18 protein-coding genes are annotated in these 18,910 nt (G+C 64.2%); 4 read left to right on the forward strand and 14 right to left on the reverse strand.

Annotation, left to right across the window (positions count from 1 at the left end; translation table 11 throughout):
- Positions 1-6: 6 nt before the first annotated feature.
- The 14 genes from QCE69_RS21005 to QCE69_RS21070 form a co-directional block, all read right to left on the reverse strand.
- Positions 7-765, reverse strand: coding sequence for an SDR family NAD(P)-dependent oxidoreductase (locus tag QCE69_RS21005; RefSeq protein WP_309932838.1), 759 nt, complete (start codon positions 763-765; stop codon positions 7-9).
- 24 nt (positions 766-789) lie between these two features.
- Positions 790-1,545 (reverse strand): SDR family NAD(P)-dependent oxidoreductase, encoded by a 756-nt coding sequence (locus tag QCE69_RS21010; protein WP_309922670.1) that lies wholly within the window; start codon positions 1,543-1,545, stop codon positions 790-792.
- 13 nt (positions 1,546-1,558) lie between these two features.
- Positions 1,559-2,932 carry an MFS transporter gene (locus tag QCE69_RS21015; RefSeq protein ID WP_309922672.1) on the reverse strand — a complete coding sequence of 458 codons (1,374 nt, stop codon included), beginning with the start codon at positions 2,930-2,932 and terminating at the stop codon, positions 1,559-1,561.
- A gap of 26 nt (positions 2,933-2,958) precedes the next feature.
- Complete coding sequence (locus QCE69_RS21020; RefSeq protein ID WP_309815111.1) at positions 2,959-3,840, reverse strand: polysaccharide deacetylase; 882 nt, start codon at positions 3,838-3,840, stop codon at positions 2,959-2,961.
- A 19-nt stretch (positions 3,841-3,859) separates the two neighbouring features.
- Positions 3,860-5,221, reverse strand: coding sequence for an amidase (locus QCE69_RS21025; RefSeq protein ID WP_309932724.1), 1,362 nt, complete (start codon positions 5,219-5,221; stop codon positions 3,860-3,862).
- 139 nt (positions 5,222-5,360) lie between these two features.
- Positions 5,361-6,245 (reverse strand): alpha/beta hydrolase, encoded by an 885-nt coding sequence (locus tag QCE69_RS21030; RefSeq protein ID WP_309932725.1) that lies wholly within the window; start codon positions 6,243-6,245, stop codon positions 5,361-5,363.
- A 196-nt stretch (positions 6,246-6,441) separates the two neighbouring features.
- On the reverse strand, positions 6,442-7,299 hold the full coding sequence (locus tag QCE69_RS21035; protein ID WP_309932726.1) for a LysR family transcriptional regulator: 858 nt from the start codon (positions 7,297-7,299) through the stop codon (positions 6,442-6,444).
- Between the two features lie 84 nt (positions 7,300-7,383).
- Complete coding sequence (locus QCE69_RS21040; RefSeq protein WP_309932727.1) at positions 7,384-7,749, reverse strand: response regulator; 366 nt, start codon at positions 7,747-7,749, stop codon at positions 7,384-7,386.
- A 58-nt stretch (positions 7,750-7,807) separates the two neighbouring features.
- Positions 7,808-8,344, reverse strand: a complete 537-nt coding sequence (locus QCE69_RS21045; protein WP_309922685.1) for a hypothetical protein — start codon at positions 8,342-8,344, stop codon at positions 7,808-7,810.
- Positions 8,341-9,075 carry a methyl-accepting chemotaxis protein gene (locus tag QCE69_RS21050; protein WP_409021223.1) on the reverse strand — a complete coding sequence of 245 codons (735 nt, stop codon included), beginning with the start codon at positions 9,073-9,075 and terminating at the stop codon, positions 8,341-8,343. Before QCE69_RS21050 ends, QCE69_RS21045 begins: the two co-directional genes overlap by 4 nt.
- Positions 9,076-9,084: 9 nt before the next feature.
- Positions 9,085-11,418: an ATP-binding protein gene (locus tag QCE69_RS21055; protein ID WP_309932730.1), complete on the reverse strand. Its 2,334-nt coding sequence runs from the start codon at positions 11,416-11,418 to the stop codon at positions 9,085-9,087.
- Between the two features lie 212 nt (positions 11,419-11,630).
- Positions 11,631-12,962, reverse strand: coding sequence for an argininosuccinate synthase (gene argG / locus QCE69_RS21060; RefSeq protein ID WP_309815133.1), 1,332 nt, complete (start codon positions 12,960-12,962; stop codon positions 11,631-11,633).
- 147 nt (positions 12,963-13,109) lie between these two features.
- A complete protein-coding gene (locus QCE69_RS21065; protein ID WP_309815137.1) occupies positions 13,110-13,772 on the reverse strand; it encodes a GntR family transcriptional regulator in 663 nt (220 codons plus the stop codon).
- 95 nt (positions 13,773-13,867) lie between these two features.
- Complete coding sequence (locus QCE69_RS21070; RefSeq protein WP_309932731.1) at positions 13,868-14,818, reverse strand: LysR substrate-binding domain-containing protein; 951 nt, start codon at positions 14,816-14,818, stop codon at positions 13,868-13,870.
- Positions 14,819-14,983: 165 nt separating this feature from the next.
- On the opposite strand from QCE69_RS21070, the gene QCE69_RS21075 reads away from it, so the two are divergent.
- The 4 genes from QCE69_RS21075 to QCE69_RS21090 are packed head-to-tail and all read left to right on the forward strand — an operon-like array spanning position 14,984 to position 18,894.
- A complete protein-coding gene (locus QCE69_RS21075; RefSeq protein WP_309922697.1) occupies positions 14,984-15,649 on the forward strand; it encodes an aspartate/glutamate racemase family protein in 666 nt (221 codons plus the stop codon).
- Positions 15,646-16,386, forward strand: a complete 741-nt coding sequence (locus QCE69_RS21080) for an amino acid racemase (protein ID WP_309932732.1) — start codon at positions 15,646-15,648, stop codon at positions 16,384-16,386. The genes QCE69_RS21075 and QCE69_RS21080 overlap by 4 nt, the downstream gene beginning before the upstream one ends.
- Positions 16,387-16,408: 22 nt before the next feature.
- A complete protein-coding gene (gene hydA, locus QCE69_RS21085; protein ID WP_309932735.1) occupies positions 16,409-17,908 on the forward strand; it encodes a dihydropyrimidinase in 1,500 nt (499 codons plus the stop codon).
- Between the two features lie 29 nt (positions 17,909-17,937).
- On the forward strand, positions 17,938-18,894 hold the full coding sequence (locus QCE69_RS21090) for an N-carbamoyl-D-amino-acid hydrolase (RefSeq protein ID WP_309932737.1): 957 nt from the start codon (positions 17,938-17,940) through the stop codon (positions 18,892-18,894).
- Positions 18,895-18,910: the final 16 nt, after the last annotated feature.

An 18,910-nucleotide genomic window follows, 5' to 3' on the forward strand; every position in this document is an offset into this window, starting at 1 on the left:
CTTGCATCAGGGCATGACATCGCCGGAATTCGGACCCAGCGTCTGCCCGACGAACAGATTGCCGCCCGGATCCGACGCCAGCAGCACCGCAGTGGGCGCCACTTCCTCCGCGCGTCCGAAGCGCCGCAACGGCAGCTCCTTCGACTTCATCTCCTTCCACGCCGAAGAGATGCCATCGACGAGCGGCGTCTCGATCGGCCCAGGCGCAATCGCGTTCACCAGCACATTGTCCGGCGCCGCCTCCAGCGCGAGCGACTTGGTGAAACCAATCACACCCGCCTTCGCCGCCGCATAGTGCGTCAGTTCCGCACCGCCCTTGATGCCCAGTTGCGACGCTACGTTGATGATGCGCCCCCAACGCTGCGCTGTCATCGCGGGCAACGCGCGTCGTGAGCACAAAAACACGCTGCGCAGATCCACGCGCATCATCTCGTCCCACATCGACGCGCTGAGATCGACGCAACGCGCCTGCGTCAACATGCCCGCGTTGTTGACGAGAATATCGATGCCGCCGAACGCTTCGATGCACCGGTCCACAATGCCATGCGCGCCCGCTTCGTCGCCCACATCGGCGGCAATGGTCTCGACACGCACGCCCTGCGCACGGCATAAATCGGCTTGCGCGGCGAGACGCGCCGCGTTGAGGTCCGCCAGCACGAGACGCGCGCCCGCTTCCGCATACGCTTTCGCAATCGCCGCGCCGATGCCGCTCGCCGCGCCCGTCACCACCGCGCGACGGCCATCGAGTGAAAAGGTCGATGCCATATGATTCATGCCTCCACGTTGTGTTCAGCCCGGCCAGCGCACAGTCAAGCCGCCGTCCGCGATGATCGACTGGCCCGTGATGTACGAAGCGTCATCGCTCGTGAGAAAGCGGATCAACGTCGCGATCTCGCGCGGCGCGCCCACACGTTTTAGCGGAATGCCCTTCGCCGCCTCGCGCAAGCCATCGGGTCCGAGCGAATTGACGGCATCGAGCGATTGCGGCGTTTCGATCAACCCCGGTATCACCGCATTGCAGCGGATATTGCGCGGCGCGAGTTCCATCGCTACCGCCCGGCACAAGCCCGGCACGCCTGCCTTTGCCGCCGAGTAATGCGTGTGATCTTCCCAGCCGTACACGCCGCCCGCAATCGATGAAATCGCCACCATCGCGCCGCCGTCCGTCATGTGGCGCGCCGCCGCACGAAAGGTGCGCATGACGCCGGACAAGTCGACATCGAGCATCTGATGCCACTGGTCATCGCTCATGTCCGTCAACGGCGATGCCCTCAGCAAGCCCGCATTCGCCACCGCGTAATCGATGCGCCCAAAGCGCGCCATCGCCGCCTGCGCAAAGGCCTCGACTTCATCCGCCGATGTCACGTCCACCGCATGCATCAGGCATTGCCCGCCCGCCGCTTCCACGGCATGCGCGGTGGCCTGCGGATCGTGCGGATCACCCGGAAAGTATCCGCCCACCACCGCCACGCCCTGTTCCGCATACGCCACCGCCAGCGCTTGCCCAATACCGCTTGCCGCGCCTGTCACCAATGCAACTTTCACGAAGACCTCCAGGTTATTTGACGTCGGCGGGATCGACATGCCGCGCGAACAGAATGAGCACGCCGGACAGGAAGCACGGCACCGCGCCGAACCACAGCGCCGCATGCAGCCAGTCGCCGCCATGATTGAGCATCGACGTGACGCCGACGCCCGCGAGAATCGCGCCAATCGGACCCATCGCATGAACAATCGAGCTGCCCGTGCCGCGAATCGCAGTCGGATAGCTTTCGCCGATAAAGAACAGCGCCGCCGAATACGGTCCGATCAGGAAGAACAGCCCGAGGCTATACAACGCGACGACCACCGCCGAGCTGCTCGGCCCGAACAACATGCCCGCGAACGCCAGTCCGCCGAGCATCCAGCCGATCGCCAGCGTATTGCGCCGGCCAATCTTGTCGCCGATAAAGCCATGGCTCAGATAACCGCAATAACCAATAACATTCGACAGCACGAGAATCAGCAACGAGTTCTCGAACGACACGCCATGCACGCGCGTGAGCACCGTCGTACCAAGCACGCTGAAGACCTGGATCGCCGACCAGTTCAGCAGGATGCCGCCGCCGAGCACGAGCGTCGCGCGTAGTGCACTACCGCGAAACGCTTCCGCAAGTCCCGCGCGGCTATGTTCTTCGTAATCCACCGCATGGGCGCTTGCCAGTCCGCGCGCCTCGCTGTCCTGCCCTGCTTCGCGCAATTGCTTGATGCGCTTGTGCAGCAGGAACTGCGGGCTTTCCTTCAGCCGTCGCGTCATGAAGAAAATGACGATGGCCGGAAACGTCGCAAACACGAAGCAGCCTTGCCAGCCGATGCGCGGCAGCAGCAGCGCCGTCAGCCCCGATGCGATCAGCGCGCCAATCGGCCAGCCGCCCTGCACGAGGCTATAGATGAAGCCCTTGCGGGCGTTGAGTTTCGGATCGTTGGCGGCCGAATACAGTTCGTTGAGATAGGTTGCGTTGACCGTTTCCTCCGCATAACCCAAGCCGGAAAGCGAGCGGATCAGCACGAGCGGAACCTGTCCCATCGCGCCGCCCACCACCGTGAGTCCCGAGCAGACCGCGGCGCCCGCCACGGTCCACAGCAGGCCCGCCTTGCGGCCCAGGCGATCGAGTAACGGCCCGATCGCAAACGCAATTACCGCCGTACCGATCGCCACGAGCGTGGCAATCTCCGCCTGCGCGGCAGCATCCCAGTTGTAGTGCTTGCCGATCTCCGGCAACAGCGTCCCGAACAGGATGAAGTCATACACGGCGAACACCCACGCGAAGAACGCGACGATGGTCGCGCGCTTCACGTCGGCCGGCAGGATCGTCTCGAGTTTGAATCCGGATGAAGCGGACGGCGCTTGGCCGTCCATCGTCGCGCCTTCGCGCAAGGGAGAGGAGTTCATGGGTCGGGGCCTTGGGTCGGTGAGGGTCAGGACTTGCGTGGGCTGCGCCGCAGGAAGTCGTCGGCAATCTCGTCGCACGTGCAGAAGCGCACGCCTTCATGCTTGCGGAAATGCGCGATCAATCGTTCGAGCATCAGCAGCACCTGCGCACGGCCCGACACGTCCGGATGAATCGTCACCGGGAACACCGCATAGTCATGCTCGCGATACACCCAGTCGAACTGGTCGCGCCACATCTCTTCCAGATGCCGCGGGTTCACGAAGCCATGGCTGTTCGGCGCCTTCTTGATGAACATCATCGGCGGCAGGTCGTCGAGATACCAGTTGGCCGGAATCTCGACGAGATCCGTTTCGTGACCGCGTTGCAACGGCTTCATCCACGTGTCCGGATGCTTGCTGTAATCGATCTTCGTCCACGAGTCGCCGACGCGCACGTAGTACGGGTGATAGTCGTTGTGCATCAGGCTGTGGTCGTACTTGATGCCTTTCTTCACGAGCAGTTCGTTGGTGACGTTGCTGAACTCCCACCACGGCGCCACGTAACCGGTCGGCCGCTTGCCGCTCAGTTGCGTCACCAGTTCGATGCTGCGGTCGAGCACCGCCTCTTCCTGCTCGGGCGTCATCGCAATCGGATTCTCATGGCTATAGCCATGAATGCCGATCTCATGTCCCGCATCCGCAACCGCCTTCATCTGCTCCGGGAAGGTTTCAATCGAGTGCCCGGGGATGAACCAGGTCGTTCTGATCTTCTCGCGCTCGAACAGCTTCAAAAGCCGCATCGAGCCGACCTCACCCGCGAACAAGCCGCGCGAGATGTCGTCGGGCGAATCTTCTCCGCCATACGAGCCGAGCCATCCGGCCACCGCATCCACGTCGATGCCGAATGCAACGAGTATTTCCTTGGCCATACCGTTCTCCTTGAGCAATTCAGTTCAGTGCGACCGTCTGCTCGACGGCCAGTGCGACGCCGATCAGCGCGTCGTCGTCGTTTTGCGCGCGCATCAGCTGCACGCTGGTGGGAAGTCCCTGTTCGTCGACGCCTGTCGGCATCGCGAACGCGGGCGTGTCGAGATAACTGCCGGGCATCGTCATCGAGAGCGTCGCGAGATTGACCTCCGCGAACAGGTCGGGATCGCGTTCCAGCGGCGCGACTTCAGGCGCGACGTGCGGCACGGTCGGCAGCAGCATGGTCGCGTCTGCGAGTTCTTCGCGGAGGCGCGCGATCAAGGGCGCGCGTGCATCGAGCAGTTCGGCAAGACGTGAAGGCGGCACGTCGCGGCTCAGTTCGAGGCGCCTACGCACGCGTTGATCGATACGCTCGGCATCGGCGGAATCGAGCACCGGGCGATAAAGCTCGAACGCTTCGAGCGAACCGAACCAGCCGCGTGTCTTCAGCAGTTCGCAGGTTTGGTCGAATGCCGCGAGCGGGATTTCGTCGATGCGCGCGCCGGCCCGCACGAGCATCGCGACGAAGCGCATGAAGTTGTTCGCGACGCTGTCCGTCACCGCGAAACGCGTCTGCCATCCCGACGGCACGATGAAGCGTTGACCGCGCACGTCCGCCGTCGCTGCGATGGCGGGCTGCCCGCGCACGGCGGCGTCGAATGCCGCGCAATCCGCGACGGTGCGCGCAAGCGGCCCGAGCGTGTCGGCTGAGCGCGACAGGCCGGTCACGCCTGCCTGCGGATAGCGCGCCCGGCTCGCCCGATATCCGACGATGCCGTTCAGCGCCGCCGGTACACGAATGGAGCCGGCCGTATCGGTGCCGATGGCGATCGGCACGACGCCCATCGCGACCGCAATCGCGCTGCCCGACGACGATCCGCCCGGCACGCGATGCGCGCCCTCGTAGGCCGGATTGAATGGCGTGCCGTAATGCGGATTCAGGCCGAGCCCGGAATACGCGAACTCGCTGAGATTGGTCTTGCCGATGCCGACCAGTCCCGCGCGCACGCTGGCCGCGACGAGCGGCGCGTCGGCCGTGGCGGGCGCGCGGTCGCGATACAGCGCGGAAGCGGCCGTCGTGACGCTGCCGCTGATATCGAAGAGATCCTTCCACGCGACCGGCACGCCATCGAGCGCGCTGGCCGGACGCTTGTCGCGCCAGCGCTGCGCTGAGGCGCGCGCTTCGTCGAGCGTGCGGGTTTCATCGAAGGAGATGAATGCGCTATTGGCCCCGCGCGCGGCCGACAGCGCCTGTTGCGCGACCTCGACGGGATCGGCGCTGCCCTCGGCATAGGCCTCGGCAAGCGCTCGGGCGCTGACGCCCTGGATGATCGTTGAACTCAAGCAAAGTCACCTTGAACGAATGAATGTTGAAAATGTACTTCGTCAACAACATCCGTTTACAGTGACGGGAACAAAAATAAAGGGCAAATCAGGGATTACCCTGATTTGCCCTCACAGACTCGCTAATGACTCAGTTCAATCAGGCCTTCTTCGCGCCAATCGTGCGATCAAGAAAGCCGAGCAGCAGCGGACCGATTTCATCGAGCTTGTCTTCCAGCGCGAAGTGTCCCGTGTCCAGAATGTGCACTTCCGCATCGGGCAGATCGCGCAGATACGGATGCGCGCCGTCTTCCGGGAAGATCTTGTCGTTCTTGCCCCAGACGATGATCGTCGGCGGCCGGTGTTCACGGAAGAACGCCTGGAACTGCGGATAGAGCGGCACGTTCGTTCCATAGTCGAGGAACAGGTCCATCTGGATGTCGCGGTTGCCCGGACGGTCGAGCAGAGCCTGATCGTGAACCCAGTTGTCGGGGCTGATACGGGACACGTCCGAGACGCCGTCGGTGTACTGGAACCTGGTGATATCGAGCGTCACGAGACCGTGCAGCGCTTCGCGATTCTTCGCCGAGTTGTCGTTCCAGTAAGCCTTGATCGGATTCCAGAACTCACGCAGTCCTTCTTCATACGCATTGCCGTTCTGCACGATCAGACCCGTCACACGCGCCGGATTCTTCAGCGCAAGCCGATAACCCACCGGCGCGCCATAGTCCATCACATACATGGCAAAGCGTTCGACGCCAAGCCGCGCCAGCAAGGTATCGACGATATCGGCAAAGGCCTGGAAGCCGTACTTGAAGGTCTTGTGATCCGGCGCATCGCTTTGACCGAAGCCGGGATAGTCCGGCGCGATCACGCGATACGTTCCGGCGAGTACCGGAATGAGGTTGCGGAACATATGCGACGAAGTGGGAAAGCCATGCAGCAGCAGTACCACGGGCGCATCCTTCGGACCGGCTTCGCGATAGAACACGTTGAGGCCGTCGATGTTTTCGGACTGGTAGCGAACGACTGGAATCGAAGTCATGATCGAATCTCCTGTTGGAAGGACATCACAACGCTGCATTCGTCAGAAGCTATGGAGGCTCTCGGGGTCATGTCTGCAGCGCAACTGAATCCATGTTGCCGGATTGATTGCGACGGCAGAATCCTTCAAACCAAGAAGGCACCATTCGGGGATGGAGAAGAATGACCGGGCATACGCGCTGCCCGGACGCGCTGGGTCAGAGCAGCGGCAATACGGATTTGACGTGCCCTTCGAAGCGGTCGAGCAACCGGGACGAAGGCCCACGGCCCCGCTGCACCACGATGCCTACGGAAGGCAATGCAGGCAGGCTGTTCGATACGGCCAAGGTCACGAGATCAGGCGGCACGGCATGCTGCGTGAGCACCGCGATAGCCTGTCCCGAACGCACCACCGCCGTCAGTCCCGCGAGACTGGCGCTTGCATAAGCAATACGATATTTCCGGCCGATGCGCCCAAGACTCGTAATGGCCGCCTGATGATCCAGCGTGCCCGGCTCGGAGAGCGCGAGTTGCAAGGGGTCGTGATTCATCGCGTCGCTTTCGCCGCTGCCGACCCACACGAACGATTCGCGGCGCAGGAATTGATCGCTGCGGGCGCTGTCCGGCACGGACACGATGGCCAGATCGAGGTCATGCTGATCGAGCAGATGCAACAGGCGCACGGTCGGCGCACAGACTACTTCGATCAGCACCTGCGGATGCTGCATCGCGAATCCCTGGAGAATCGGCGGGACGAAGACCTGCGAGTAATCTTCGGGGCAACCGAGCCGCAACGATCCGGACAAACTTTCGCCGATGAGTTCGGCCACGGCGTCATCGTGCGTACGCAGAATCCTGCGTGCATGCACGAGCAGTCGCTCGCCGTGCACGGTCAGCGTGACGCCACGCGCGCCGCGTACGAGCAGCGGCTTCTCGACGATCAGTTCCAGCCGCTTGATCTGCTGGCTCAATGCGGCCTGCGTGCGCCCGACCTCGCCGGCCGCGCGGCTCATCACGCCAGATTCGGCAATGGCGACGAAGTTGCGCAGCAGATCGATGTCGAGTTGTGGGCCCATAGCCTGAGTGACGTGACGACGCGTAGAGAGAAGAAATCGATTCTCCCAGAAAGCGCGGTCCCTCACACCGCCCGCTTCACTTCGCTATGAAGCCAGCTTGCGGAACGTGGCGATTACCGCATCGCCCTTGAACGGCTTCACGATCCAGCCCTTCACGCCCGCCGCCTTGCCCCGCTCCTTCATGGCCGGGCTGCTTTCCGTCGTCAGCATGATGATGTTGACCGTCTGGTTCGCGAGTTCACCGCGAATCTTCTCGACCATCGTCAGGCCGTCCATGTTCGGCATGTTCACGTCGCTGATGATCAAACGGATGCCCGCATCCGCGCGCAGTTTCGCCAGGCCGTCCCTGCCGTCCACCGCAGTCGCCACATCCAGTCCGCTGCTCTTCAGAAAGCCGGCCACCTCATCGCGTACCGTGCTCGAATCATCCACTACCAATACCTTTGCCATCTTTCTCATTCCTTGCGCCCGAGGCGCTTCATTGCCATTGACACAGTCCCGCGCGTGTTCAGAACAGTTCGAGTTCGCCCTCGCTCTGTTCCTCCATGGCGCTTGCCGCGAAGTCCACGGGCGCCTGCGCGCAGACGCACGCCGTGACCGCCAGATGCGCTTCGCCGCCCGGACGCAGGGCGTAGCGCCAGACATGATCCGGCTTGAGCTCTTCGATGAAGTCGATGCAGCGGCTGCTCAGCGCAAACGGCGTCGACATGCCCAGATCCGGGAAATGCGCGACCAGTTGCTGGTTGATCGAGCCGCAACACAGGTTGACGTGCTCCATCAGCACGTCCGCCAGCGCGTGCCCGCGATTCAGGCCGGGATAGCAGGCGCGGGTGGCGTCGTCGTCGCTGAAGTGCAGCACGAAGAGCAGGCGAAACGTGAGTGACGAGATCGTCAACACCAATGCATGCTGCGGCAACGTCGCGCGATGCTGCTGCTCGTCTGCTTCCGTGATCTCCATCGGCGCATCGTCTCGCGCGCGCAATCGCGCACACACGGCCTGCTCCACAATCTGCCCGATACTGCGCCGTGCCTCTTCCGAAATCATGCGGCCACCTGTTCCATCTCCGTGCGGAACCGGCCCGCGAGCATTTCCACGCTGCCGAGCGACGCCGTGATCATCTTGCCGCCCGCCTGGATGTCCTGGAACGTGGCGGCGGTGGTCAGGTCGTTGCGCAGCAGGCTGTCGCGATAGCTCTTCGACAACTCCTGCGACCGCGAAGCCAGCGATCGCACTTCACTCGCGACGATCGAGAACCCGCGTCCCGCCGAACCCGCGCGCGCCGCCTCGATCGACGCATTGAGCGACACGATCAGCACGTGCTGCACGATCGCCGAAAGCTCCTGGTTCTTCGAATGCATGTCGCGGTTCTGCGCCATCAGCGAGATCATCTGCTCGTGCCAGCGCTCGAACGTGAGCGTGAGCACCTTGAGGCGCGCGGCTTCATCGGCGATACGGCTCGCCTGTTGCAGGCGCTCGCCCGCGTGCGCTCGTGCTGCCGTCAGCGTGTCGTGCAGGTCATCGCGTTCGGCATGCGCGCGGTCGAGCGCGGCTTGCAGCGAAGTCGCCTGTTGCGTCAGTTCGTCGATGCGCTTGCGGCTTGCCGCCAGTTCATCGCGGCAGGCGTTTTCGATCGCACTGATCCGCTCGCGAAACGCGCTGTCCTGTTGCAGCTGAATGCCCAGATGCCTCTTGCTCATCTTGTGCGCCCAGAGCATCACGCTCACGACGAACATCACGCCCACGCAGGCCGCCATCCATTTGTACTCCATCACCATCACCTTCTGTTATCCAATCACGGCATCGAAGCCGGCTTCTTCCTTGATCACCACGCTCGCCGGCAGCCACACGACCGTCCGGAAGGCGCGAAACGCAGCGCCGTGACCTTCATCAATGAACTGCATCTCGATACGGCCACCTTCCCGCTCGACGAACGCCCGCACCGCATCCATGCCGACACCGCGTCCCGACACTTCCGTCACGTTCTGCGCGGTCGAGAATCCCGGGCGGAACACGAGTTCGGCGAGGGCTTCGTCGGCGGGAATCGTCGCGGCATCCAGCCAGCCGCGCCGCAGCGCGTGCTCGCGGATCTTGTGCAGCGCAAGACCGCGGCCATCGTCGCCGAGCGTGATGCGCAGATCATCGCCGTGCATGCGTGCATCGACATGAATCGAGCCCGCCGCCGGCTTGCCTTGCGCCATCCGTTCTTCCGCCATTTCGATGCCGTGATCGATGCTGTTGCGCAAAAGATGCGTGAAGACATTGGCGAGACGGCCCGCCAGTTCGCCGCCGATACGGCAGCCGTGATCGGTCACGCTCACGCGCGGCGCAGGCTTGCCGAGTTCCTTCGCAAGCGAAGGCAGCGAGCCGATCGGCGCATCGAGCGCATCGCCGATGCTTTCCGTATCGAGCACCCGCAACATGCGATGCAGCGAAGCGCGCACGGCGGCGAGCGCCTCGGCGTCGTTGGTATCGGCGGCTTCGAGCAGCTCGATGTTCTTCTGGATGAACTCGCGATCGATCCCAACCTGTCCCGCCGATGTCTTGCGTCCCAGGCTCACTTCATTGACCGTCGCATAGCTTTGCAGCGCCGCGCGCACGCGCTCCAGGTCGGCGATCAGCTCGTCGCGAATCCAGAGCGTGTCGCCGCTGTCCTGGCGGAGCGCGTCGTAGCGCTGCTCGGTGTCGTGCACCACGCTCGTCAGATGTTGCAGGCTATACGTGCGCGCGTTGCCCTTCACCGTATGCATGTTGCGGAACAGTTGCGCGACCGCTTCCTTGCTCGGAATGTCGTGTTCGCGAATGATGCGCTCGTTCTCGCCCACGAAACTCGCCGCGCTCTGCATGAAGCGCTCGAACTTCTCCTGGCTGATGGCGAGCACCTCGCCGATCATGTCGAGCCTGCGCCGCTGCTCTCCGGCTTCGGCGGCCAGCGCCTTGAGTTCGGTGACGTCGCGCACGCACAGCATGAGGCGCACGATCACGCCTTCCTCGTTCGTGATCGCGGACCAGCTCAGGTCGAGCACCTTCTTGCGGCCGTCGCCCATGTCCTTGACGATTTCATCGGCGAGCAGATGCCGGTTGAAGTCGAAGTTCATGATGTCTTCGCCGAGACAGGCATCGATGGCCGCGCCCTGCTGGTCCAGCGTATCGCTGCCAAGATCCGTAGCGCCGAACACCACATCCATCACGCGCAGGCCGGCGAGCTGATCCGTCTCGAAGATTGCTTCGAGGAACGCCGAATACTCGGGATGGATCGTCGCGCCCGGCACCACGGTGAGAATGCCTTGAGGCATGTTCTGCAACATCGCCTGGATGTCGGCGGTGCGCTGCTTGAGTTGCTGCGAGCTTTCCTGGATCTTCTCGATCATGCCGTTGAACGCGACGATCGAATGGCCGATCTCGTCCATGCGCTCCACTGGTACGCGGCGCGTGAAGTCCTGACTCGATGCAATCTCGCTCATCATGATCTGCATGCGGCTGAGCGGCAGCGAGATCTGCCGGTAGAGCAGCACGCTGATGCCCACCAGAATCAGCACGGCGACACCCGTGGCCGCGGCGATGATGACGCTCGTCGTGGCGAGCGCGTCGTTCAGCGTGCCGATGGCCGCGTCCTTCTCGCGGTTCTTCTCGATGCGCAGCGTCTCGACAATGCCCTGAAGCTCGTCCTTGTACTGCGCGACGTTCGCGAACAGGAAAGCCTGCGCGAAGGCGCTCTTGCCTTCTGCCTGCATCTGCTCGGTTTGCTTGATGGCGTCGAAGTAGTTCGCGAGGCTCTCGCGCGCCTGCACGACGAGGCCCTTTTGCGCGGTGCTGTGCGCGGCGCGCTCCTGCACGTCGAGCGCCGCTTTCAAGGTGCGCTCGCGTTCGGTCAACAGCTCGCGCGCCTGCGCGGCGATCTGTGCGTCCGGTGCGTAGATCAGCGTCATCGTCGCGATCTGTACGTCCTTGACTTGCGCGGCGAGATCCGCGGAGGCGAGCGCGCTTGGCACCACACCTTGCGTCACCTGATGCACTTCGCTTGCGCTGCCGTGAGTCCGCTTGACGGCATAGCCGCCGATTGCCGCCAGTGCCAAAAGCATGAGCACGACGAGCAAGGCAATACGCTGCCTGATGGTCATCTGTGAATCCCCGTGTCGTTGCAATACAGGCCGCTTGTAGCGACCGCCCGTCTGGCCTGACTTTTATGTGTTCGGGCGCGGGGATTATTGGTTCTGGGCGTGACAGGTGCGTGACACGCGGCGCATCGGCATAAAAAAACGGCCACCGGTCCGAAGACCGATGGCCGTATGTCTGCGCTTACCGCTGCCGCCGTTGCGGCGGCAGCAAAAACTTACTCTTCGCTCTTCAGCTGCGGCAGCGCCGAGGCTTCGCCCGGCGTCAGCAAGCCAACCTGCGAGTAGATGCGCAGCTTGTCGCGCGTGTCGGTGATGTCGAGATTGCGCATCGTCAACTGGCCGATGCGGTCACGCGGCGAGAAGGTCGACGCAACCTTTTCCATCGAGAGGCGTTCCGGCTGATACGTGAGGTTCGGGGACTTCGTGCTGAGCAGCGAGTAGTCGTTACCGCGACGCAATTCCACCGTCACTTCGCCGGTGATTGCGCGCGCGACCCAGCGTTGCGCCGTTTCGCGCAGCATGATGGCTTGCGGATCGAACCAGCGGCCCTGATACAGCAGACGGCCGAGACGGCGGCCATTCTCGCGATACTGCTCGATGGTGTCTTCGTTATGAATGCCCGTCACGAGCCGCTCATACGCGATATACAGCAGCGCGAGTCCCGGCGCTTCATAGATGCCGCGGCTCTTCGCCTCGATGATGCGGTTCTCGATCTGGTCGCTCATGCCGAGACCATGACGGCCGCCGATACGGTTCGCTTCCAGCAGCAGTTCCACGGCATTCGGGAAGGTCTTGCCATTCAGCGCGACCGGCTGGCCTTCCTCGAAGCGAATGGTGACTTCCTCGCGGTCCACCTTCACGTCATCGCGCCAGAACGCCACGCCCATGATCGGGTTGACGATGCGGATGCCGCTTTCCAGGCTTTCCAGATCCTTCGCTTCGTGCGTGGCGCCGAGCAGGTTCGAATCCGTGGAATAGGCCTTCTCCGCCGACATCTTGTACGCGAAGCCCGACTGGCGCATGAACTCCGACATCTCGGAGCGGCCGCCGAGTTCGTCGATGAACTGCTGATCCAGCCACGGCTTGTAGATCTTGAGATCCGGGTTCACGAGCAGACCGTAGCGGTAGAAGCGCTCGATATCGTTGCCCTTGTACGTGGAGCCGTCGCCCCAGATGTTGACGCCGTCTTCCTTCATCGCGGCGACCAGCATCGTGCCCGTCACGGCGCGGCCGAGCGGCGTGGTGTTGAAGTAGGTGACGCCCGCCGTCGAGACGTGGAACGCGCCGCTTTGCAGCGCGGCGATGCCTTCGGAAACCAGTTGTGCACGGCAGTCGATCAGGCGCGCACCGGCGGCGCCATATTCGGTCGCGCGGCGCGGGATCGAATCGTAGTCGTCCTCGTCGGGCTGGCCGAGATTCGCGGTGTACGCGTACGGCACGGCGCCTTTCTGCTTCATCCAGTGAAGCGCGGCGCTGGTATCGAGACCGCCGGAGAATGCAATGCCGACCTTCTGGCCAACGGGGACACTTTCGAGAATTGTGCTCATGAGCAAATACCGTCTAAATCGACAAAAGGAAAACGTGGGCGGACTGCCGAGTATCGGCGAAGCACCGACAGATGACAAGTTTGCCGGAAATGGCTCGAGAACCGGTCGGTAGAAACTACCTCGTGCCGCCGGTTCCTCAATGACGCCCTATTCGGCCAGCTCGGCAGGCTCCGGAAACAGCGCGATGAAATCCAGCATCTGTTCGCCCAGCAGATTGACGTGCGCGGACATCGCCTTGTCGGCGGCATCGCCGTCACCGCGTTCGATGGCGCCGATCACCTGCTCGTGCTCATCGACGGTATCGAGCCGCCGGCGCACCTTCTGCGTGACCATCTTGCGGTAGATCGACACCCGGTTGCGCAGGCCGCGCGTCTGGTCGGCGAGAAACTCGTTCTGGCTCGCCTCGTAGACGATCTCGTGGAAGCGCCGGTTGATCTCGTAGAACGCATCGACGTGGTTCGAATCGAGCGTCTCGCGCAGTTCCGCTTGCGTGTCGCGCAGGCGCTGGATCTGCTGCGGCGTTGCCCGGCGCGCGGCGAGGCGCGCGCACAGGCCTTCGAGTTCGGCCATGACCTGGAACATTTCGAGCAGCTTGCGGGCCGAGAGCGCCGCCACCATCGCGGGCTGGCGCGGCCGCATCGTGATCAGCGCTTCCGACGCCAGTTGCCGCAGCGCCTCGCGGATCGGCGTGCGCGAACATTCGAATCGCTCGGAAAGCTCCGTTTCTTCCAGCCGCGACCCGGGCGGCAGTTGCCCCGACAGGATTTCGCGCTCAAGCGTCGTCAAAATCTCGTCCGCTCGGGTGGTCATGTGTATCTCCAGAACCCATTGCCTGTATTTCTTGCGGGCTAGATTGTCGCATGAAACGGTGCCCGAGCCGTCCGTGAAGATGCCTCGGGCGGGCTTCAGCCGGGTTTCGGCGCGCGCCGCGGCGCCAGGTGCTGCTTCAGCACCGCGTCCAGGATCTCGACGAAGCGCCGCGCCGCGTTCGAGAGCGGCTCGACATGCGAATACACGAGGCTCGCCGTCAGCCGGTGCGAGCCCTCCGCGCGCAGGGGCACGACATCGAGCGCGTCGCGCATGGCGTCGTCGATACAGAACGGATCCACGATCGCCACGCCCACGCCTTCCCTGGCGAGCGTGCAGGCGCTGATGGCCGAGCGCACGCGCACGACCGGCTCCGGCCTGCGCTCGTCGCTGAAGACCGTGCCGACAATGCGCCCGAGCGGGGTGTCGTGTTCATAGTCGATCCACGGCAGCGCCGCGATCTGCTTCGGCTCGAGCGCGCGCCGCTTCCCGAGCGTGCCCTTGCGCGCGACGCACAGCACCTGGCCGCTTTCCATCGGCACGGTGACGATGTTCGGATGCTGAACCTCGAACATCGACACGCCGATCGTGCCCTTGCCGAACAGCACGCGCGGCACGAGGTGATTGTGGGTGAGCGGCTCGAACGAAACGGGCAGTTTGCGGAACTCGGCATGAAAGCGCGCGATGGCGAGCGGGACCAGATGCACGCCCAGACTCGGGCTGCATACGACGTTGAGCGTGCCGCTCGAACCATCCGAGAGCGCGCGCACGAGATCGTCCACCCGTTCGATGCCTTCATACGCGCGCATCACCTCTTCGAAGATGCGCTTGGCTTCCGGGGTCGGATACAGGCGTCCGCGCGTGCGCTCGAACAGCAGGAAGCCGAGCCGTCGCTCGGTCACTTGCAGCACACGGCTCACCGACGGCTGCGCCACGTACAGCGAGCGCGCCGCCTCGCTGATGGAGCCGGTCATCATGATCGCGCGGAAGACCTCGATCTGACGCATGCTCATCGTGCGGGAATGGGGAGAGGCGTCGTCGTAGTTCATTTCTCGTGAGCATCGGCGTGGCGTTGGCCCGGCAGTTTAACGCGCCCGCCACGCAGCCATGCATTGCGTCTATGGGATACCAAATTTGGACTATTTCACAGCGCGGAGCCCCGTTGATATCGTGCGAATCAAGTTGGTCTATTCACGTTTTCTTGGCGCCGAGTCATGTCAGCTCCCATCTATTTCCTGAATCCGAATGGTCTCGCCGACGTCACGCGCGACATCGAGCGGACCGTCCGCGCCCTGCGCGCCGGCGACGACGCGCCCGTCGCGTTCGACACGCTGCACGCCGTGCCGGGCGGCATCGTGACCCAGCGGGATGCGGACCGCGCGGCCGTCGCGGTCGCGAATTTCGTCGAGCAGCACGACGCGCACGCGGCGGCTTTCGTCATCGCCTGCTTCAGCGATCCGGGCCTGCACGCCGCCCGCGAAATCACGCGCCGGCCGGTGATCGGCATCGGTGCGGCGGCCATGGCGAGCGCGCTTTCACTCGGCTCGCGCGTCGGCGTGATCGCGGCCAGCACGCGCGGCATGCCGCGCCACTGGCGGGCGTATCACGCTGCCCGCATCGGTGCGGCGGTGGCGGGCGAACGTGCGGTCGGACTGAGCGTCGAGGAATCGGGCAACCGTGCACTGGCGCTCGACAAGCTGATCGCGACCGGCCGTGCCCTGTGCGAAACGGACGGCGCGGACGCCATCGTGCTCGGCTGCGCCGGCATGACGCCCTTGCGCGCCGGACTCGAAGCGGCGCTCGGCGTGCCGGTGATCGATCCGTGTTCGAGCGCCGCCGCTCTGGCCTTCGCGGTGTGCCGCGAGCGGGGTGACGCATGAATGACATCGCAGCGCCACTGCCGCGACTGGGCGTGCTCGGCGGCATGGGCCCGCTCGCCACGGCGGATTTCCTCGTCAAGCTGATCCAGGCGACGCCCGCCGCGTCCGATCAGGAACACATGCCGGTCATCGTCCACAACGTGCCGCAAGTGCCCGACCGCAGCACGGCGTTCCTCGCCGGTTCGGACGCGCCCTGGCCGCATCTGCTCGACGGCCTGCGCACGCTGGAACGCGCGGGCTGCGCGGCGATCGCGATTCCGTGCAATACCGCGCACGTGTGGCATCAGCGGCTGGCGGAAGCGAGCACGCTGCCTGTGCTGCATATCGGCGAAGCGGCGCTGGCTGCGCTGACGCGCCGCTATCCGCGGGCGCGCCGCGTGGGCATCCTTGCGACGGCCGCGACGCTCAAGGCGCGCATCTATCACGATCAGCTGGCGGCGCGCGGCATCGAGGCCATTGAACCGGACGAGGCGATGCAGGCGATGTATGTATCGGCGGGCATTACGGCAGTGAAGGCCGGCCGGCTCGACGACGCCCGCGCGCTCTTGTCCGCTGCGGCGGACGCGCTGGTCACGCGCGGCGCCGATGCGCTGCTGCTCGCCTGCACGGAAATCCCGGTGGCGCTGGCCGGCGCCGCCTATCATGCGATCGACCCGACCGACGCGCTCGCGCGCGCCTGCGTCGACTGGTGGCTCGCGGCGCGCGCGGACAGCGCGCAACTTGCCGCGCAACCCTGAATTTTCAAGCGGATGACAGTTCATGCAGCAGTTTGATCTCACGATACGCAACGGCCGCGTCGCCTCCGACGAAGCGGTTTTCGAGGCGGATGTCGGCATTGTCGGCGACCGGATCGTCGAAGTGGCGCGCGGCCTGCCCGCCGGCAAGCGCGACATCGACGCCACCGGCAAGTACGTGCTTCCGGGCGGCATCGATACGCATTGCCACGTCGAGCAGCGCTCGGGCATGGGCATCATGGGCGCCGACGACTGGTACTCCGCAAGCGTTGGCGCGGCGTTCGGCGGCACGACGATGATCGTGCCCTTCGCCGCGCAGCATCGCGGACATTCGCTCAAGCAGGTGGCGGAAGAGTACGCGGCGCTCGCAACGGCGAAGTCGGTCATCGACTGGAGCTATCACCTGATCGTCTCCGAGACGGACAAGAAGACGCTGCAGGAAGATCTCGTCGAGCAGATCCGCAAGGGCATCACGTCGTTCAAGGTCTACATGACCTATGAGCAGCTCAAGATCGACGACTATCAGATGCTCGACGTGCTCGCGCTCGCCGCCCGCGAACGCGCGCTCGTGATGGTGCACGCCGAGAACAACGACGTGATCCGCTGGGTCTCGCAGAAGCTGCTGGAAAATGGCCGCAGCGCGCCGAAATATCACGCGACGAGCCACGTGGCGCTGGCCGAGGCCGAAGCGACGAACCGCGTGATCCAGCTCTCGAAGCTGTTCGACGTGCCCGTGCTGATCGTGCACGTGTCTGCGCGCGACGCACTCGCGACCATCGGCGCGGCGCGGCGCATGGGCGCGCAGGTGTACGGCGAAACCTGTCCGCACTACCTGCTGCTGACCGAAGACGCGATGGACCTGCCCGGCGTGGAAGGCGCGAAGTATTGCTGCAGCCCGCCGCTGCGCGACGCGGACGCACAGGAAGCGCTGTGGACGGCGTTGAAGGACGGCGTGCTGCAAACCGTGTCGTCGGATCACGCGCCCTATCGTTTCGATGAAACCGGCAAGCTGCCGCACGGCGACGCCACCACCTTCAAGCAGATGGCCAACGGCATGCCCGGCCTGGAAGCGCGCCTGCCGCTGCTGTTCTCGGAAGGCTTCGTCAAGGGCCGCATGACGCTGCCCGAGTTCGTCGCATTGAGCGCGACGAATCACGCGCGCATGTACGGCATCGCGCCGCGCAAGGGCCTCGTGCAGGCGGACGCGGACGCGGACATCGCCGTGTGGGACCCGCAGCATCAGGTCACGCTGACGGCCCCGGCGCTGCATGACCGCGTCGGCTACACGCCGTATGAAGGCATGACGGTGACCGGCTGGCCGCGCACCGTGATCAGCGCGGGACGGGTGATCGTCGATGACGGCGTGCTGCATGCACAGCCCGGCAGCGGCCGCTTCGTCCCGCGCTCGACGCCGCTGCCCTTCCAGAACGAACGGGAAGTCTCGGCGCGCGGCCAGTTCTTCCGCGCACTCGCCGACGGCAACGCCGAAGGCCACGCCGGCTTCGGCTACACCGACAAGCACTGAAACCGCATCACACAAGGAAACAGGAAGTCATGAGCAAGTCACGCAAAATCGGTCTCGCGGTCGCGCAAATGGGCCCGGTCCATCTCGCCGACGACCGTCAGGCCGTCGTCAAGCGCCTGGTCGAGATGCTGAACGAGGCCAGGGCCCGCAGCGCGAAGTTCGTCGTGTTCCCGGAACTGGCGCTGACCACGTTCTTCCCGCGCTACTGGATGAGCGAGGAAGCGGCCATCGAACGCTTCTTCGAGCGCTCGATGCCGAACCCGGACGTGCAACCGCTCTTCGACGCCGCGCGCAATGCGGGCATCGGCTTCTATCTCGGCTATGCGGAACTGACCGCGAAGGGCGAGTGCTTCAACACGGCGATCATCGTCGATGACAACGGCAAGATCGTCTCGAAGTATCGCAAGACGCACCTGCCGGGCCATTCGGATCACAAGCCGGACGCCCCCTTCCAGCATCTGGAGAAGAAGTTCTTCGAAGTGGGCAACACGGGCTTCCCGGTGGTCGAGACGATGGGCGCGAAGCTCGGCATGTGCATCTGCAACGACCGCCGCTGGCCGGAAACCTGGCGCGCGATGTCGCTGCAAGGCGCGGAACTCGGCGTGCTCGGCTACAACACGCCGTCGCTGAACATCCACTGGCCGGAGCCGGTGCATCTGCGCATGCACACGCATCTCGTGTCGCTGCAGGCGAGCGCCTATCAGAACGCGATGTGGATCGGCGCCGCCGCGAAGTGCGGGAAGGAAGACGGCTTCCATATGATCGGCGGCTCGGTGATCGTCGCGCCGTCGGGCGAGATTGCCGCGCAGAGCGTGAGCGAGGAAGACGAAGTGATCTTCGCCAACATCGATCTCGCACTCGGCGACACCTTCCGCGAACACGTCTTCAACTTCGCGAAGCATCGCCGGCCGGAACACTACGGGCTGATCGTCGAGCGCACCGGCGCAGGCGAGCCGCTGCCGCACGATCCCGACGCAATCAACTGATGCGTCCACGAGGAGA

The sequence above is a fragment of the Caballeronia sp. LZ032 genome, assembly GCF_031451315.1.
GTDB lineage: Bacteria > Pseudomonadota > Gammaproteobacteria > Burkholderiales > Burkholderiaceae > Caballeronia.

Bases quoted from the DNA above. Each gene is read 5' to 3' on its own strand.
- QCE69_RS21030 (WP_309932725.1), bottom strand. From the start codon at position 6,245: ATGACTTCGATTCCAGTCGTTCGCTACCAGTCCGAAAACATCGACGGC.
- QCE69_RS21090 (WP_309932737.1), top strand. From the start codon at position 17,938: ATGAGCAAGTCACGCAAAATCGGTCTCGCGGTCGCGCAAATGGGCCCG.
- QCE69_RS21020 (WP_309815111.1), bottom strand. From the start codon at position 3,840: ATGGCCAAGGAAATACTCGTTGCATTCGGCATCGACGTGGATGCGGTG.
- hydA (WP_309932735.1), top strand. From the start codon at position 16,409: ATGCAGCAGTTTGATCTCACGATACGCAACGGCCGCGTCGCCTCCGAC.
- QCE69_RS21065 (WP_309815137.1), bottom strand. From the start codon at position 13,772: ATGACCACCCGAGCGGACGAGATTTTGACGACGCTTGAGCGCGAAATC.
- QCE69_RS21080 (WP_309932732.1), top strand. From the start codon at position 15,646: ATGAATGACATCGCAGCGCCACTGCCGCGACTGGGCGTGCTCGGCGGC.
- QCE69_RS21035 (WP_309932726.1), bottom strand. From the start codon at position 7,299: ATGGGCCCACAACTCGACATCGATCTGCTGCGCAACTTCGTCGCCATT.
- argG (WP_309815133.1), bottom strand. From the start codon at position 12,962: ATGAGCACAATTCTCGAAAGTGTCCCCGTTGGCCAGAAGGTCGGCATT.
- QCE69_RS21050 (WP_409021223.1), bottom strand. From the start codon at position 9,075: ATGGTGATGGAGTACAAATGGATGGCGGCCTGCGTGGGCGTGATGTTC.
- QCE69_RS21045 (WP_309922685.1), bottom strand. From the start codon at position 8,344: ATGATTTCGGAAGAGGCACGGCGCAGTATCGGGCAGATTGTGGAGCAG.
- QCE69_RS21005 (WP_309932838.1), bottom strand. From the start codon at position 765: ATGGCATCGACCTTTTCACTCGATGGCCGTCGCGCGGTGGTGACGGGC.
- QCE69_RS21055 (WP_309932730.1), bottom strand. From the start codon at position 11,418: ATGACCATCAGGCAGCGTATTGCCTTGCTCGTCGTGCTCATGCTTTTG.
- QCE69_RS21015 (WP_309922672.1), bottom strand. From the start codon at position 2,932: ATGAACTCCTCTCCCTTGCGCGAAGGCGCGACGATGGACGGCCAAGCG.
- QCE69_RS21040 (WP_309932727.1), bottom strand. From the start codon at position 7,749: ATGGCAAAGGTATTGGTAGTGGATGATTCGAGCACGGTACGCGATGAG.
- QCE69_RS21075 (WP_309922697.1), top strand. From the start codon at position 14,984: ATGTCAGCTCCCATCTATTTCCTGAATCCGAATGGTCTCGCCGACGTC.
- QCE69_RS21070 (WP_309932731.1), bottom strand. From the start codon at position 14,818: ATGAACTACGACGACGCCTCTCCCCATTCCCGCACGATGAGCATGCGT.